This window comes from Rummeliibacillus sp. JY-2-4R (assembly GCF_053847205.1).
In genome coordinates this window covers 3,224,403-3,240,821 of the sequence record NZ_CM132623.1, presented here as the reverse complement: position 1 = coordinate 3,240,821, position 16,419 = coordinate 3,224,403, and the positions used below count along the sequence as shown (strand labels likewise).

Annotated in this window: 14 protein-coding genes; 12 read left to right on the top strand and 2 right to left on the bottom strand. The window is 35.1% G+C overall.

Annotated features, from left to right (window positions below; all coding sequences use genetic code 11):
* Window positions 1–2 precede the first annotated feature (2 nt).
* Together ACWV26_RS15860 and ACWV26_RS15855 are read left to right on the top strand one after the other, a co-directional pair.
* Window positions 3–1,436 carry a spore germination protein gene (locus ACWV26_RS15860; RefSeq protein WP_455895677.1) on the top strand — a complete coding sequence of 478 codons (1,434 nt, stop codon included), beginning with the start codon at window positions 3–5 and terminating at the stop codon, window positions 1,434–1,436.
* On the top strand, window positions 1,429–2,568 hold the full coding sequence (locus tag ACWV26_RS15855) for a Ger(x)C family spore germination protein (RefSeq protein WP_455895676.1): 1,140 nt from the start codon (window positions 1,429–1,431) through the stop codon (window positions 2,566–2,568). The genes ACWV26_RS15860 and ACWV26_RS15855 overlap by 8 nt, the downstream gene beginning before the upstream one ends.
* Window positions 2,569–2,635: 67 nt before the next feature.
* On the opposite strand, the gene ACWV26_RS15850 is transcribed toward ACWV26_RS15855, so the two are convergent.
* The gene (locus ACWV26_RS15850) at window positions 2,636–3,535 is read right to left on the bottom strand and encodes a TetR/AcrR family transcriptional regulator (RefSeq protein WP_455895675.1); all 900 of its coding nucleotides are present in this window, start codon (window positions 3,533–3,535) and stop codon (window positions 2,636–2,638) included.
* Between the two features lie 167 nt (window positions 3,536–3,702).
* Between ACWV26_RS15850 and ACWV26_RS15845 the strand changes: the two genes are divergently transcribed.
* Entirely contained in the window at window positions 3,703–5,217 is a 1,515-nt protein-coding gene (locus ACWV26_RS15845; protein ID WP_455895674.1) for an MDR family MFS transporter, read from the top strand.
* Between the two features lie 60 nt (window positions 5,218–5,277).
* On the opposite strand, the gene ACWV26_RS15840 is transcribed toward ACWV26_RS15845, so the two are convergent.
* Window positions 5,278–5,910: a spore coat protein gene (locus ACWV26_RS15840; RefSeq protein WP_455895673.1), complete on the bottom strand. Its 633-nt coding sequence runs from the start codon at window positions 5,908–5,910 to the stop codon at window positions 5,278–5,280.
* Between the two features lie 304 nt (window positions 5,911–6,214).
* Between ACWV26_RS15840 and ACWV26_RS15835 the strand changes: the two genes are divergently transcribed.
* The 9 genes from ACWV26_RS15835 (at window position 6,215) to ACWV26_RS15795 (ending at window position 16,408) form a co-directional block, all read left to right on the top strand.
* Window positions 6,215–7,234: a glycosyltransferase family 2 protein gene (locus ACWV26_RS15835; protein WP_455895672.1), complete on the top strand. Its 1,020-nt coding sequence runs from the start codon at window positions 6,215–6,217 to the stop codon at window positions 7,232–7,234.
* Window positions 7,234–7,611 carry a GtrA family protein gene (locus ACWV26_RS15830; RefSeq protein ID WP_455895671.1) on the top strand — a complete coding sequence of 126 codons (378 nt, stop codon included), beginning with the start codon at window positions 7,234–7,236 and terminating at the stop codon, window positions 7,609–7,611. The genes ACWV26_RS15835 and ACWV26_RS15830 overlap by 1 nt, the downstream gene beginning before the upstream one ends.
* Window positions 7,592–10,174, top strand: a complete 2,583-nt coding sequence (locus tag ACWV26_RS15825; RefSeq protein WP_455895670.1) for a YfhO family protein — start codon at window positions 7,592–7,594, stop codon at window positions 10,172–10,174. The genes ACWV26_RS15830 and ACWV26_RS15825 overlap by 20 nt, the downstream gene beginning before the upstream one ends.
* Before the next feature lie 332 nt (window positions 10,175–10,506).
* A complete protein-coding gene (locus tag ACWV26_RS15820; protein ID WP_455895669.1) occupies window positions 10,507–11,946 on the top strand; it encodes an ATP-binding protein in 1,440 nt (479 codons plus the stop codon).
* Window positions 11,939–12,631 (top strand): response regulator transcription factor, encoded by a 693-nt coding sequence (locus tag ACWV26_RS15815; protein WP_455895668.1) that lies wholly within the window; start codon window positions 11,939–11,941, stop codon window positions 12,629–12,631. Before ACWV26_RS15820 ends, ACWV26_RS15815 begins: the two co-directional genes overlap by 8 nt.
* 446 nt (window positions 12,632–13,077) lie before the next feature.
* Window positions 13,078–13,653: a LemA family protein gene (locus tag ACWV26_RS15810; RefSeq protein WP_455895667.1), complete on the top strand. Its 576-nt coding sequence runs from the start codon at window positions 13,078–13,080 to the stop codon at window positions 13,651–13,653.
* Entirely contained in the window at window positions 13,653–14,489 is an 837-nt protein-coding gene (locus ACWV26_RS15805; protein WP_455895666.1) for a TPM domain-containing protein, read from the top strand. The genes ACWV26_RS15810 and ACWV26_RS15805 overlap by 1 nt, the downstream gene beginning before the upstream one ends.
* A gap of 504 nt (window positions 14,490–14,993) precedes the next feature.
* Window positions 14,994–15,230 carry a glutaredoxin family protein gene (locus ACWV26_RS15800; RefSeq protein ID WP_455895665.1) on the top strand — a complete coding sequence of 79 codons (237 nt, stop codon included), beginning with the start codon at window positions 14,994–14,996 and terminating at the stop codon, window positions 15,228–15,230.
* Between the two features lie 143 nt (window positions 15,231–15,373).
* Window positions 15,374–16,408: a sugar-binding transcriptional regulator gene (locus tag ACWV26_RS15795; protein WP_455895664.1), complete on the top strand. Its 1,035-nt coding sequence runs from the start codon at window positions 15,374–15,376 to the stop codon at window positions 16,406–16,408.
* The last annotated feature ends 11 nt before the right edge of the window (window positions 16,409–16,419 follow it).

Here is a 16,419-nt window from a genome sequence, read left to right as displayed (position 1 = left end):
CGTTGAGTACATTGCAACAGTTATTTAAGAATACACAAGACGTTAACTTTCAACAGTATAAATTCCAAGATCATACAATCCATCTTATCAATTGTGAAGCAATGATTGATCAGCAGTTATTAAACGAAGTGATTGTTCCACGCGTCGGGTTTTTATGTAGTAATTTAACCGATGAACCAATGGAAAAACAAATTGTTTCACAACTATATGTGCCTGGATTAAAAAAAGTGAAGGATGAGCAGGAAGCCATTTTAAATCTGTTTACAGGAAGTGTCCTTCTTTTCTTTGAAGAGGATGCACTACTATTTTCAAGTAATATCTCCAAAAAACCTAACCGTAACCCTGAAGAAACGCGTACGGAAGTTACCGTAAAAGGGCCGAGAGATAACTTTATTGAAGATTTATCTGTAAATATTGCTTTATTACGCAAACGCTTGCCGACCAATTCATTATCTGTGGAAAAATTTGAAGTTGGAGAACGTTCAAAAACGAAAGTAGCTATTCTCTACTTTGAAGATATTGCAGATAAGAATGTATTAAACAGAATTAAAGAACAGATAAATAAAATTAGTACAGATGCTCTCTTTAGTGCTGACATATTTATGGAACAAATAAATAAGAGAGCTATAATCTTTCCAAGACATGATTATACAGGGAGACCTGACTATGCAATCCAATCTCTTGTAAGAGGTAGGTTCCTAATATTTGTAGATGGAACTTCGTATGCAATCATTACGCCTGTAAATTTATTTATGCTCTTAAAGACATCTGAGGATAATGAATATCCTGTATTATATGGTTCAGTTCAACGGATAGTGCGAATAGTTGGTCTATTAATTGGTGCACTTATGCCAGGATTTTGGTTGTCCTTAACAACTTATCATCAAAACCAATTACCTTTTCAATTGCTAGCAACAGTCGTGATGGCTGAAACAGGCCTTCCATTTCCCTCGGCACTTGAAATGCTTGTGATGATTGGCATGTTTGAGTTATTCCGAGAAGCTGGTTTACGTCTTCCTATGGTGTTAGGGGGAACGATTGGTGTTGTAGGTGGACTAATTATTGGAGATGCAGCGATACGGGCAGGTATTACAAGTCCAGCGATGATTGTAGTGATAGCAGTATCATCCATAGCATCCTACACATTAGTTAACCAATCACTTTTAACAGCAATTATTTTGGTTCGAATTTTTATTATAATTTTTTCTGCATTCTTTGGTCTATTTGGCTTCTTTTTATCACTGCTGTTCGTGCTTCTTTTTTTATCAAATATTCGAATATTTGGCTATTCCTATATGATTATTGCAACAGATTTAAGCTGGTCTACGATATTTAGGTCAATTTTTCGTTTACCTGCGAAGAAATATAAGACGCGTCCACCAGCTTTAAATCCTCAAGATAATACACGGACTAAAGAGGCAAAAAAAAATGAATAAGAAAATAGTAATACTTCTAATCATTCTCACGATATTACTTTCAGGATGTTGGGATTCAAGAGAAGCACAGCGTTTGTTTTATATTTATGGAATTGGTGTTGACTATAAGGATGGAAAGTACGAAATGTATGCGCAAATCATTAGTTTTGCTAACATCGCCAAATCAGAACAACCAGCGAACCCCGATACGATTCAGGCGGAAGTAGGGTATGCATCGGGTAAAACCGAACATGAAGCTTTTTATAATTTGTACAAATCCTTGGATGAAGAATTATATTGGGGGCATCTATCATATATCGTGTTCTCTGAAGAAGCGATTAAATCTGGAAAAATGAATTCATTTGTCAATTCGTTTATCCGTTTTCTGAATACAAGATATCAAACTTGGGTATATAGCACACAAGAATCCGTTAAAGATGTCATGTTAGTAACACCTATTCTAAATAAAGCTATATCATTATCTAAATTATCAGATCCATTAAATTCGTATAGACAAGACTCTGCAATTGAACCGATGAGTATTCGAAAATTAATACTAAGACTGGACGAACCTAGTCATGAGGTAAATGTTCCTTTAGTGACCTTGACTCAGAATTGGGAAACGATAAAAGGAAAAAATCCTACAACCAATATTAATGGTGTGAGTGTTGTTACGCCGAGGGATTTAAAAGGGAATATCTCAGGGGACGATATCAATGGACTACGATGGTTTAATAAGAAAAATAAAAAAGTGGAATTGCAATTGACGGGTAATCTGGCGGCAAATGGAAAAGTTGATGCCGTTAAAGTAACGCCAATTGTTAAAAATAATAATGTAAAGTTTGATATAAATCTAAAGATTGAAGTTGATTTAAGTGGATTCCATGGAACTGTAAAAGAAAGTAATTTAAGAAAAGAAGTAGCGAAAGAAATACAAAAAGAAATTAAAGATACATTTGCGGTAGGGTTAAGTATGGATGCGGATATCTACCGTCTATCAGAGTATTTATATCGGAAGGATGTTAAAACTTGGAGTAAACTTCAAAAAGGTGGAAAGATTGAATTAAACGAGAATTCCATTCGAAAAATTAACGTAGAGATTGTCTCAGTTCATTCTGGAAGAAAGAACTTCAATGAAGTTATAAAAAGATGAAAAACTAGAAAATAAAATAAACAAAATTAAAAAGCAGTTCATCCCGAGTTGGAAGAGCTGCTTTTGACTAGTTATCTTCTGTATAATTTTCGACTTTGACAAAATTCCAAATATAGTTTGATATTTCACGAGCTTCAGCCGCATGGTTTGTATTAGAAAATGCTTTTCGGAACGGCGTAAGAAGTGCTTCAATAATGGAAAATTTAATATCTTCTTGTTGCAATTCTTTTAAAATATATACTGCATAATCAGTTCCAGCTTTTGAATCGTCCTTAGATAAGCCTTTTATAAAGCCGCTAAGCTGTTGAATAATCATATCCTTATCAACTACTGTGTGATCTACACTGTTTTTAATGAATTGAATCGTGTCAATACCTATCAGTATTTCTTTTGTTTCTAACATACGTGAAATAATCGCATCAATATTTCGAAGGGCCATTTTCACAACAGATTCTGGTTCCACATAACGATCTTCTGCAAAAAGTAAGGTCCGCATCGTATGATTGATCATTGCGAATACTTGTATTGCACATTCATAACTCATGATACTGATTTCTTCACCATACACTTCAACCAATCGAGTAGAAAGCCAATCAATTTCTTGTAAATGATGCTGAATCAAGACTTTTTTAATCGCTTCATCTCTTGATTGGAAGATGGACTCAAAAATTCGTAAAAGGTTTTGCTCACGATTAATATGCATGAGGACAGCAATTTGCTCGCAAAGAACTTCTACGTCTTTGGGGTCTTTCCCAAAAATTAACTCATGTCTACGAATACTTGCCTCTTCACGACTTTCTTCCAATATTGCAATTAAGCATTCGTTTTTTGAACTGAAATAATTATAAAATGTACCTTTAGAAATTTTAGCTTCTTGAATAATATCCATAATAGAAGTTTCGACATAGCCTTGATCGATGAATAGACTGCGTGCAATATCAAGTACTTTTCTTTTTCGTGTATTCATAGAATTTTATGATCACCTTTATAATATTTTATACTCTAATTCTAAAACAAAAACGCTTTTAAATCAACGTTTGTAAATCTATCAAATTTTTTAGTTGAAAAAATTAGACTGAGAGTATAAAATAAAAAACATCCGAAAAATATAGATAAAAAGAGCGAGGGGAAATTATGAGTACTGAATCTACACAAAAACCACCTTATGGCATGATTGCGATTTTGTTTGTTGGTGCTTTTGTTGCTTTTTTAAATAATACATTAATGAACGTAGCTTTACCTACGATTATGAAGGATTTTGATGTCACGTATTCACAAGTACAATGGTTAACCACTGGATTTATGCTTGTAAGTGGTATATTAATACCCGCATCAGCATTCTTTGTTGTGCGAATTAAAAACCGTACGTTGTTTATTATATCGATGTCAGTCTTTACATTAGGTACAATTATTGCTGCAAGCGCTCCAAATTTTTGGGTGTTAATTGCAGGACGTATGGTTCAAGCAGCAGGGTCTGCTGCAATGTCTCCATTATTAATGAACGTTATGTTGACAAGTTTCCCAATTGAAAAACGTGGTTCAGCAATGGGGATATTTGGTTTAGTTATGATTGCAGCACCGGCAATTGGACCAACACTTTCTGGATATATTGTTGAACACCATAGCTGGCGCATGTTGTTTGAAATGATTATTCCGTTTGCAGTAATAAGCCTATTATTTGGTGTTTGGAAATTACAAAATGTCATGGAAACACGCCATGTTAATCTAGATTACTTTTCTTTAGTTCTTTCTACCATTGGATTTGGTGGCCTATTATACGGCTTTAGTGCAGCAGGTGATAAGGGCTGGGATAGTCCGTTGGTTTATGGCACAATCGTAATCGGTGCAATAGGTATTATCATTTTCATTATTAGACAATTGAAAATGGATGAACCGTTTTTGGATATTAGAATTTACGAACATAAGATGTTTGCATTATCTTCCATCATTTCAGCTGTTATTTCAGTTGCGATGTTTTCAGGGATGATTTTAACACCTGCTTATGTACAACAAGTTCGTGGTATTTCTCCATTCCATGCTGGTTTAATGATGTTACCAGGTGCTATCGTAATGGCCCTAATGTCACCAATTACAGGGAAGTTATTTGATAAAATTGGTCCGCGTATTTTAGCGTTTACGGGTTTAATCATTATGACCGTAACTACTTATTTCTTATCTAAATTACAAGCAGATTCTACTTACGCTTATATTATTACGGTTTATACTTTCCGTATGTTCGGTATGTCTATGGTTATGATGCCAATTATGACAAATGGTTTGAACCAATTACCGATGCATAAAAACCCGCATGGTACGGCGATCAATAATACTGTTCAACAAGTATCAGGTGCAATTGGTACAGCTATTTTAGTAACTGTCATGGATAATCGAATTAAATCAAGTGCAACTGATTTAGCTGCAGCAGCAAAAGCAAAAGCTGCTAAAGCCGCAAAGGCTGCGGCAGAAGCTGGGCAAACACCATCTGCACCAACTGCAGAACAAATTGCACAATTAAAAGCACATATTACTCAAACAGCTTTACTAGATGGTATCAACTATACATTCTTAGTAGCTACAGTTATTTCAGCAGTAGCTTTGGTACTTTCCTTGTTCGTTAAACGAGTAGATGTAAGAAAACAAACAAAATAAAACAAAAATAAAACAAAAAGCTCTCGACAATACGATGTCGGGAGCTTTTTTGTTTATTCGTTAACTCAATCGGGAAGTAGAAGAGTTGGATGTTGCTTCTCCAAAACAATTGGACAAGGTTGCCATATCTTGTGGAGATAATTGTGGTACTTGGTAATAGCCTTTTCTGTTTTGGTAAATCGACATTTCGTATGCCATTTCGATACAGTTTGGAATCGAGTCAGCTAATACACGGCGAACAACAGGATTTGTTGTTTCCAGTGCAGTTCCTAATTTTACTGTGGCTACTGCTTTATGTGAGCCAAGTATATAGCCGGAGATAATTTCATCATTAAGCTCACTAGCTTGTGTAATTGGTTTTGTAGGTTGACCAGCTTTGAGACCAAACGTGAATTTGTTGTTCTCTGTCATTTCATAATGACCTGTAGGTTTTGAAGGGTCTTGTCCAGTTTTGAAAGCCTCTACCAATGTGTTATATTCGTCAACACAGAATTGATATTGATGATCACAAATTGTACGAAGTTCCTGATCTTGGATTTGATCACGTAACAGCACAAATTGGTTTAAACCACCAACTATTGCTGACAAAGTTTCATGCATATCCAACATTTCATGGCCACCATGATTAAACTTTGCTGAATCTACATGATACATTGGGTCGTTACCCGTTTGGTTTTGTTGTTGTTGAGACAAAATATAACCTCCTTTTTATATGCGCTTGCCACGCAAAAATAGTATGGACAACGTTTTTACTTCAATACCTTCGAATTGAAACTTTCATTTATTGTTCTTTTAATATTGTGTGTATTTTTATTACAAATAAGCAATACTAATGTAAAGGCTAAATGTCTATTGTTAATAATTTGTTTATCTTTTTACACTTAACTGTTTAGATACATTTTTTATACTATTATTTACATAAATAATAATGCTAATTCAAAAATCAAAAATAATGGAATGGATAAAATTGAAAATCATTCTGACAGAGGTGCTTAAAATGAAGAAGATATCATTTATTCTTCCTGCGTTCAATGAACAAGAAAATATTGAGCAGATGTATGAAACAATTGTAGGTGAATTCGACACAATCAAATATATATATGAACTAGTATTTGTGAATGATGGGAGTTCGGATGGAACATTAGAAAAGATTAAAAATGTAGCAAGTCAAGATAAGCAAGTTAAATATGTATCATTATCCCGGAATTTCGGAAAAGAGGCAGCTATATTCGCTGGATTACAAAATGCAACTGGTGATGCGGTAATCTTGATGGATAGCGATCTCCAACATCCAGCCTCCTTAGTAAAAGAAATGATCGAAGGTTTTGAACAAGGGTATCATCAAGTCGTAGCATGTAGAAATCGAAAAGGCGAATCACTCTTACATAGACTATTCGCTGGTATGTTCTATCGTACAATGAATAAATTGACGGAAGTACAATTAGAAAACGGAGCGGGCGATTTTCGGTTATTAAGTCGGAAAGCAGTGACTTCACTATTACAACTTAGTGAAAGTAATCGTTTTTCAAAAGGACTTTATGAATGGATTGGCTTATCAAAAAAGAACATATACTATGACAATGTAGAACGTCAAAATGGCACTAGTAAATGGTCCTTTTCAAGTCTTTTTTCCTACGCATTAGATGGTGTTTTATCTTTTAACACAAAGCCACTTCGTCTTTGTCTATATATGGGCGTACTTATTTTACTTAGCGGTTTGATTTATATAGCGACCACTTTTTTAGGGATTATTATTAAAGGAATTGTAGTGCCAGGTTACTTCACCACAATCTCTGCGATTCTTTTACTCGGTGGCGTTCAATTACTAAGCTTAGGTGTCATAGGGGAATACATTGGCCGAATTTTTAATGAAGTCAAACGCCGACCTCATTATATTGTAGCGGAATCAAATATGGTCGATTCACCAAAAGTTGTACCACATGTAGTAATGACAAAAGATGTTAATCCAACAATTAAAAAGAAATCACATTTATACCGAATTAAAGAGGAACGATAATGAATAGTGAATGGTTCAAATTTATTGTAGTGGGTGGGTTTAATACTGCCCACTATTATGCATGGTATGTATTGTTCTACTCCTTATGTAATATCAGCTATTTACCGAGTCATATCATTGCTACGATTTTAAGTATGATAGGTTCTTATTATCTGAATGTCTATTTTACCTATAAAGAAAAACCTTCGTGGAAGTCTTTTTTACTTTTTCCACTAACACAATTGACGAATATCATTGTGCAAATGGTTTGTTTGGTAATCTTTGTAGATACATTGAAGTTTTCAGCTTATATCGCGCCTCTTGTAACGGCAGTAGTTAGTGTGCCAATCACATTTATAGTTACGAGGAGGATTATTCGTGTTTCAAAAACAGTCTAAGAGTTGGAAGCAATATGGACTACTCCTTTTGAGTATGTTTTTTGTTTCCGTTTTAGCCCACTTTTATTTTATCTGGAAACTGCCAGATGGGTTTGTTATGAAGGGTGTTAATGATGGACTGTCTCAAATGCTTCCATTTAAACAATATATCTTTGAAAATTATTCAAAAGGAAATTTCTTCTATGCAGATGACTTTGGACTTGGTGGAGGAATTTATTCACAATTAGCCTATTATTTCACTACGAATATATTCTTTTTGCTCATTTCCTTGCTGCTCTTTTTAGTTGAAGCTGTTTCTAAATATCAAGTAGATTTAAATACTTGGGTACAACTTGCTATACCAATGAGCATAATAAAACAAACTGCCATTATGTTTGTTGCGTATATCTATTTTAAAAAAATGAATTTATCCAAGAAAGCTTCTTATGTCGGGGCAATTATTTATGCAGTAAGCCCATTCTTTTTTAGACATGAAATGTATTGGGATATTTTAACGGACGGAATATTTTGGCTTGTACTGTTATTAATAGGTATTGAAAGAATTATAAGAAACAATTCCAAAACGACTTTTGTTATTGCTTTAGCCCTTATCTTTATCAATAACTTTTATCTAGCGTATATCAACTTGCTTACAGGGTTCATTTATATCCTAATAAGGTGGATTTTACATTGCTCAAATCATGAGTTATCCATAAAAAAACAAATGCATCACTATATAAAAGGTGGATTATTAGGATTTGGTATCGGTTGTTTTGCCTTCATCCCTGCGGCAATGGGCTTCCTACATAATTCTCGTCCACCATATAAAGACTCGATTCCATTAGTAGAAATTCAGGATGATATACTAACAAATCCACGAATTCTTTGGTTGCCGGTCTTTATTTTATTTGTGTTATGCATCAAAAAAATGTACAAGAATAAGACGTTTCAGGTGTTTGCTTGGATTGCAATTGTCGGTACTTTGCTACACTTTGTTCCGTATGTTGGCAGTATGTTCAATGGATTTTCAGCACCTCAAAACCGTTGGGAAGCCATTGTGATTTTAGGATACTCGGGCGCTTTTGCATTTGCCATTGATCACTTTGAATATTGGAAACTAAGTTTATTGTATAGATTTTCAAGCATACTATTACTTTTCATGTTCATCGGAAGCTTTGTAGACCCTACATTTAGCTTTAGAAGAGATTGGATTATTTTCTTAATGACTATTGTTTGGATTGCTTTAGTTTGGTATGTACTAGCAAAACGAATCACACCAACTGTCATTATGTTTTCTGTCATACTTTTCATGATAATCTTTGCCAATGTATTTGAAGTAAATCGTTTAGCGAATGATGACTTATTACCAAGCAGAGATACAATACAATTCATGAATTCAGATCAGTATAATTCAAAAGAACAACAGCATTTAGTTCAATTTATGAAGTCACACTTAAAGTCAGATTCTAATCGTATCGATTGGATTGTTGAAGATCGCACGAACACGCCGATTGTACAAAACTATAGAGGAAATAGTGTCTACTCAAGTGTGCTAAATGGTGATATTTTGAATATGTATCAAAAACACCTTCAAATTGATATGGAGAAAGAAAGCGTCAGTCGCTATCAGTCAATTGGTGCAAGAACAAATTTAATGGCTTTATGGCAAGCACAGTTTTATATGAGGGAAAACGTAAATCAAGCAGTTCCTTATCATTACCATTTAGTAAAACAATCAAAGAACTATAATATATATGAAAATCAAGATTTGTTACCAGCTTTCCGTGTGACAAACAATCTCTATTCATCAAAAGCTTTAGATAGCAAGCCGATAATAGCAAAAGAACATGCCATGTTAAATGGTGTTATCACAGAGAATGGCGAAAGTTCTAACGTACCTCAGGTACCTTCCTTAGATATTCATCAGTTGAGTACTGTTCACTCAAACTGGAACGGAGATACCTTAAAAGTACAGGAAGATCAAGGTGGAGTAGATTTCCATGTAACGCCTTCAAAAGAAGTGAAAGACTTGTACGTTCAATTCTTTATAGAAGGAATTCATAAGAAAAAAGCGTTCAACCTTTCAGTGAATGAATATACAACGCTACGAAAAAAATCCAATTCCATCTATCGGACAGGATACAATCACTTAACATTTGCTATCAACAAATCAAGTACCATTCATATCCGTTTAGATAAAGGAAACTATCGGATTAAGAATATTCGTGTATACGAAGAAAATTATAAAACCTTAACAAAAGCCTTACACGAAAACAATGGCGCAAACATTCATTGGAATAATAACCATGCAATCGGCAACTATACAACAACAAAGCCTAACGAAATGCTAGTAACACCAATCCCTTACGAACAAGGCTGGGCAGCATACATTAACGGCAAAAAAGCACAAATAGAAAAAGTAAACTATGCATTCATCGGCGTACCGCTACTAAAAGGCGAAAATAAAATCGAACTAAAATACGAACCACCCTATTGGAAAGTGTGTCTGGTGATATCTTTCGTATCTATTCTGTTGTTTTTAGTTGGAGTTTATAGACGGAGAAAAATGCGGAAGGATTCGTAGTATTTTTGTCAGTCACTAAAATTATTTATTTGAATGTATGTGAATTGGAAAGAGAAACTAAAAAGTTTATAAAAAATTTGGCTAGGTATTTTTGATAGAGATTAGTACCCCAAAAAATTTTGAAGTGGAATTAGCGCAGACTCCCACGGGAAAAGCGAGACAGGTGAGACCCCGCACGAGCGTAGGCGAAGGAGGAGACTCACCGCTCGCCCGTAGGAAAGCGAAGCTAATTCCACTTCTTTTTAAAAATAGTTAGTATAAAATTAGCTTTCCCAACGTCAAAGTGAAAGAAGAATTACATCTAAAGAGGTATACTATGAGGAGGTAGTCTAATGAAAATAAAAAAGCTGATTTTCCAATCAAATACAATCATGGTTCTCCTTCCTCTAATCCTTCTCTTCATAGTCGGTGGAACAATCATCAGCATCTTTAACGAAGACTATATTGATACACGAATCAAAAAAGTACAACTAAACAAAAACGTCTATGAAATCCAAACAATCTTCAATCAAATCAATACACCAAACACAGATTGGAATAAACTAGACAAAGAAATTGCAACATACGGCTATCAATTATATGTAACAAAGGACCAAAAGAAAATCTATTCCAACCTAACAAATCTTGAACTTGACTATGTAAATGAAATGCCAAAACTCAAAAAAGGCCAATCAAATGCCGTTTATCATTGGGATTATGCAACCATTGTACATAAAGAATTTGATGCGATGGGTCATCACTATCATGTCGTATCCATCAATATTAGCAAACATTCCTTTTGGACAATCCTTAAACGTGGAGGATTAGAAACAATAGTCGGTATGTATATTGTTATTGGGCTTGTAGCCATTCTCCTCATTATTCTATTTAGTCAAATGTTTACAAAACGTTTAGTGAAGAAAGTAACGATTCCAATAACTCAACTAATTGCATGGGAAAAGCGAATTGAGAAAGGAAACCTTAGAGAACCGATTGAATACCAAGGTATAGAAGAGTTTGAGATACTGTGCAAGACTTTTAACCAAATGCAAAAGCATTTACTTGAAGAAAAAGAACGGAACAAAAAATACGAAAAGAACAGAACAGACATGGTATCCGGAATCTCTCATGATTTACGTACACCTCTAACTTCTGTAAAGGGTTATATTAAAGGGTTACTAGATGGGATTGCAACTACACCTCAAAAACAGGAACAATATCTAACTATAGCCTATAAAAAAGCAGGCGACATGGATGTTTTACTTCAACGACTATTTGATTTTTCAAAATTAGAAACAGGGAATATGCCTGTTGTAAAAAAATCAGTCGCTTTTGATCTATTCCTAAAACAATTTATTGAGGAAATGAATGATGATCTGACTACTCAGCACGTAACATTTTCTGTCATAATAACAGATGAAAAACACTTCGTTTCAATTGATTCAGTTCTTTTTAAACGGGTATTAATTAACGTTATTGAAAATAGTCTGAAATATGCTAATCATAAACATTTGGAAATATCTTTTACCTTAAAGAAACTGAATCGTTTAGAAGTACTTGAAATAAAGGACAATGGCAAAGGTGTAGAGGAAGAAAAACTAACACACCTATTTGAACAGTTCTATCGTGGTGATGAATCGAGAAACAAAATCGAGGGGAACGGTTTAGGGTTATATACGTCCAAATATATTGTTGAAGAACATGGTGGTACAATTTCTGCCGAAAACCAGGATGGGCTTAAAATCATCATTACATTGCCAACTGTTGATTTAATGAGGGATGAACATGTATAAAATATTAATAGTAGAAGATGACATCGAAATTGCTATGCTAGAAAAAGATTATCTTGAAATTAGTGATTTTGAGACGGATATCGAGCAAGATGGCAATACCGTATTACAAGCACTGAATCAGAAACAATATGATTTAATCATTTTAGATATCATGTTACCTGGCAAAAGTGGTTATGAACTATGCAAAGAAATACGTGAAGTATCTGAAATACCGATCCTAATGGTGACAGCCAAAACGGAGTCCATTGATGTCATAAGAGGTTTAGGACTTGGCGCGGATGATTACATTTTAAAACCATTTGATCCAGCAGAACTCGTAGCCCGAGTGAAAGCACATCTTGAACGCTTTAAAAGATTAACGCAACATACAAATACAAAATCCGATGAAGTAATTGAAATCGGACACATGAAAATATTGAAAAAAAGTTGGAAAATCTATATAGACGAGAAAGAAATTAAGTTTCCTAACAAGGAATTTGAAGTTCTTGTTTACTTAGCAGAAAATGCAAACATCGTACTATCCAAAGAACAAATATTTGAGAAGATTTGGGGGTACAACTATACAGGCGATAGTTCAACCGTCACCGTACACATTAATCGAATTCGTGAAAAAATTGAAGAGGATAGCTCTAACCCGAAAATTATTGAAACAATTTGGGGTGCAGGATACCGTTTAAATTCATAATGATAAAAGTCGACTTCTTTTGAAGAATTTCAAGAGAAGTCGATTTTTTATGCAAACCATCTCATAAAACCTTCCGCGGTTCATTCTCGATATCTCTTTTCTTGTTTTGAACGAATCCATAAATTGTAAGAACTATTAAAAATAGAAATAGAAGACATAGGATAGTAAATGTTATAGTGTAACCTACTTTATTTTCATTATAATGAATGAAAGCTAATATTCCCATTGAAGTAGCATTGATAAAAAGACTTAATAGTATTAAACGATTAATTTTCGCTGTATCCATTATTTACCACACCACCTTTTCTATATTATATTCAAATCTTTAGTAACCATCAAATCATATAATGAAACTTTCTTACATAATCCTCCGTATATGAATAGAAGTTTAATTTCTTTAACTAAAAGGAAAAAGACAGTATGTAAAGTATATGGGGGGAATTCGTATGAAAAAAATGCTAGGACCAATTGTGGTAATAGTGATCATCGTTGCACTTATTGCAGCAATGTTTGTTCCACGATATAACAAATTGGTTACTATGGATGAACAAGTTGACTCAAAATATGCACAAATTGAAAACCAATTACAAAGAAGATTGGACTTAATACCAAACCTAGTGAATACAGTAAAAGGCTATGCCAAGCATGAAGAAAGTATTATGAAAAGTATTGCTGATTCACGCTCAAAACTGGCTGGCGCAGACACACCTCAAGAGCAGGCTGTAGCAAATGATCAGTTAACAGGTGCCTTGAATCGATTGCTAGTCGTGGTGGAAAAGTATCCAGATTTAAAAGCGGACAAAAATTACCGTCAATTGATGGATGAACTAGCCGGAACAGAAAACCGTTTAACAGTTGCTCGTGAAGATTACAATGAAACCGTGAAAGAATACAATGGAATCGTTCGAAAATTCCCAGGTAATCTAGTAGCAGGTATGTTCAATTTCAGTAAACGTGAATACTTTAAAGCAAATGCTGCAGCACAAGAAGCACCAACTGTAAACTTCGAGGATAATAAATAATGAAGAAATCTGCAGTCCTATTAGGAGTCGTCTTATCGTTTGTTCTTTCTTTTTGTTGTATGGCCAAAACCGAAGCAGCAGCACTTCCAGAACCAAAATTCGATAAAACGCCCTATGTTCAAGATTTGGCAGGTAAACTAACGACAGAGACTGAAAACGAACTAAACAGTTATTCAGAAAAATTAGCGAAAGCGACGGGTTCTGAAGTTGTCATTTTAACAACAGATAAATTATATGGCTATACTGCCCCAGAGTTTGGTACGAAAATAATCCGAAAATGGGGAATAGGAAATAAGGAAAAAAATAATGGTGTATTGATATTTGCCAGCTTTGGCGAATCAGAAGGGAATCGAGATGTTTATATTTCGGTTGGTCAAGGCTTAGAAGGCGCACTACCAGATGGGAAAATCGGACGAATCATTGATGAAAAGATGATTCCTCATTTACAAGACGATGATTACGATGCAGCATTTAGTTCTGCTTACTTCACAATCTATAATACGATTGCCGATGAATATAATTGGGATGGCAAAGTAGACTATGCCGATTCTATAGAAGATAGTTCGGATGATTCTGAACTCTCAGTAACCGCTATTATTATATTCGTAGTAATCGCGGTCATTCTTTACTCCATCTTCTCAGGAGGAAATGGAGGAGGCGGCGGAGGCCGTGGCGGTGGCAATCGCCGTAGAAGAAATATCGACTATGGTGGTCCTAATTCCTTTGGAGGCTTTGGTAATTGGAACGGTGGAAGTGGCGGAAATTCAGGCGGCGGAGGCTTCGGTGGATTTGGCGGAGGTTCCTCAGCTGGCGGTGGAGCAGGGCGAAAATGGTGATGACTTTAGAGCCATTTTTTATTCGCCCTTTTGTTCAGCCTATTCGCTCATTTGGCTGTTCAATTCGCTAATATTGTGGTCCAACTCGCTTTTTCCCCAATCCAATTTGCTATTTTCTCAATTTCATGTAATAGACAACAATTTAAGTCTTAAAAACCTTTTGAATAGTAGCTGGAGTGCGAATCATGCACTCCAGCTTTTTTAGTTCAAGTAAGTTTATCTTTCATTCGCTCATTTGGCGGGCCAATTCGCTCTTTTGGAGAGTCAATTCGCTCTTTCGGAGTTTCAATTCGCCAATACTGTGTCCCAACTCGCTCTTTTCCCACGTCAATTCGCTATTTTCTAAATTTCACCCAAAAATCATCAATTTAAGTACTCTACCCAACATCCTCAACCCCTTGAAACAGTATCTAAAGCTCAAATCACAAAACATGCACGCAAACTTCTTTAATGTTACGATCGATTTAAGGATTAAAAATTGAAATGTGAGGTATAGAAAAGTCTATGGAGATAACATACTATAGCAGACCAGGATGTGGCCTTTGCGAAGATGGAAAACGAATGCTTAAATTAGTGCGTGAGGATATTCCTTTTGATGTGAAAGAGGTAAATATTGAAGATGATGAAGTCCTTCACGAAAAATATATGCTGATGATTCCTGTTGTGGAAAAAGACGGGGAAATTATACAGTACGGTGCATTAGATTACGTCACTTTGATAGAGGGAATTAGTAAAGAATAAAATTTTCTCAACAAATTTGTCGAAATGATGAAGGAAAAAGTTGCATTTTATTTAATGAAAATGTATACTTTTCACATCAAGTGGGACATAAAATAAATAGATGGGATAATTTTCGTCCCACTGTTAAAAGGAGAGTCAGCGACATGACTTCACTTTCTGAAGCACAATTGAAAATAATGCCCGAAATGTCTGAGCTTCTTCACACAAGATATCGTTTTTTACAAATGATTGAAATGTTAGGTCCCATTGGTCGCAGAGGACTTGCTGAGAACCTTGCTGTTGCAGAAAGAGAGGCACGCAAGGAAACAGATTTACTTCGTGATCAAGGACTGATTATAGCTAGTCGTTCTGGAATGAGAATTTCAAATTCGGGTATAGAAGTATTGGAAGTATTAAAACCACTCGTTTACGATTGGTCAGGTATTTTCATGATGGAAAAACAGTTAAAACAAATACTTGGTATTCAGAATGTGATGATTGTCGATGGTGACCTTGATGAAGTTTCATCTATAAAATCACTACTGGGTTTGGAAGCGGCAAAACAATTAAAATTAGTAACAAGCAAGAACAAAAGCAAAATTGTCGCGGTAACAGGTGGAAGTACATTAGCTGCAATAGCGGATAGCCTTACTCCATCAGAAGAGTTAACTGACATAACATTTATCGCAGCTCGCGGTGGTATGGGAGTCGAGATGAGGCTACAAGCTAACACCATTGCAGCAACATTCGCCGGGAATACTGGCAATGAGTATCGTACATTATATTTACCGGAGACTCTGAGTGAAACATCTTATAATGTAATCGTTCAAGAACCAATGGTAAAAGAAATGATGGAACTATACGATCAAACAGATATCGTCATCCACGGTATCGGCTCTGCATTAGAAATGGCAGAAAGACGCAAAACGAGTGTAGAGGAACAACAAGCCTTAATGAATGCCGGCGCAGTTAGTGAAGCCTTTGGTTATTATTTCGATAGACAAGGGAATGCAGTCCATAGAATTCGTACTGTAGGCATTCAATTAGAGCAAGTGAATAAATGTAAAAGTATTATTGCAGTAGCAGGTGGGAAGAATAAAGCAAAAGCGATTCTTTCATACTTCAAACATGGAGCAAAACAAACTGTTTTAATAACAGACGTTGCTGCTGCAAAAGAAATGGTTCAATTAATTAAGTAATCAAGCGGCTT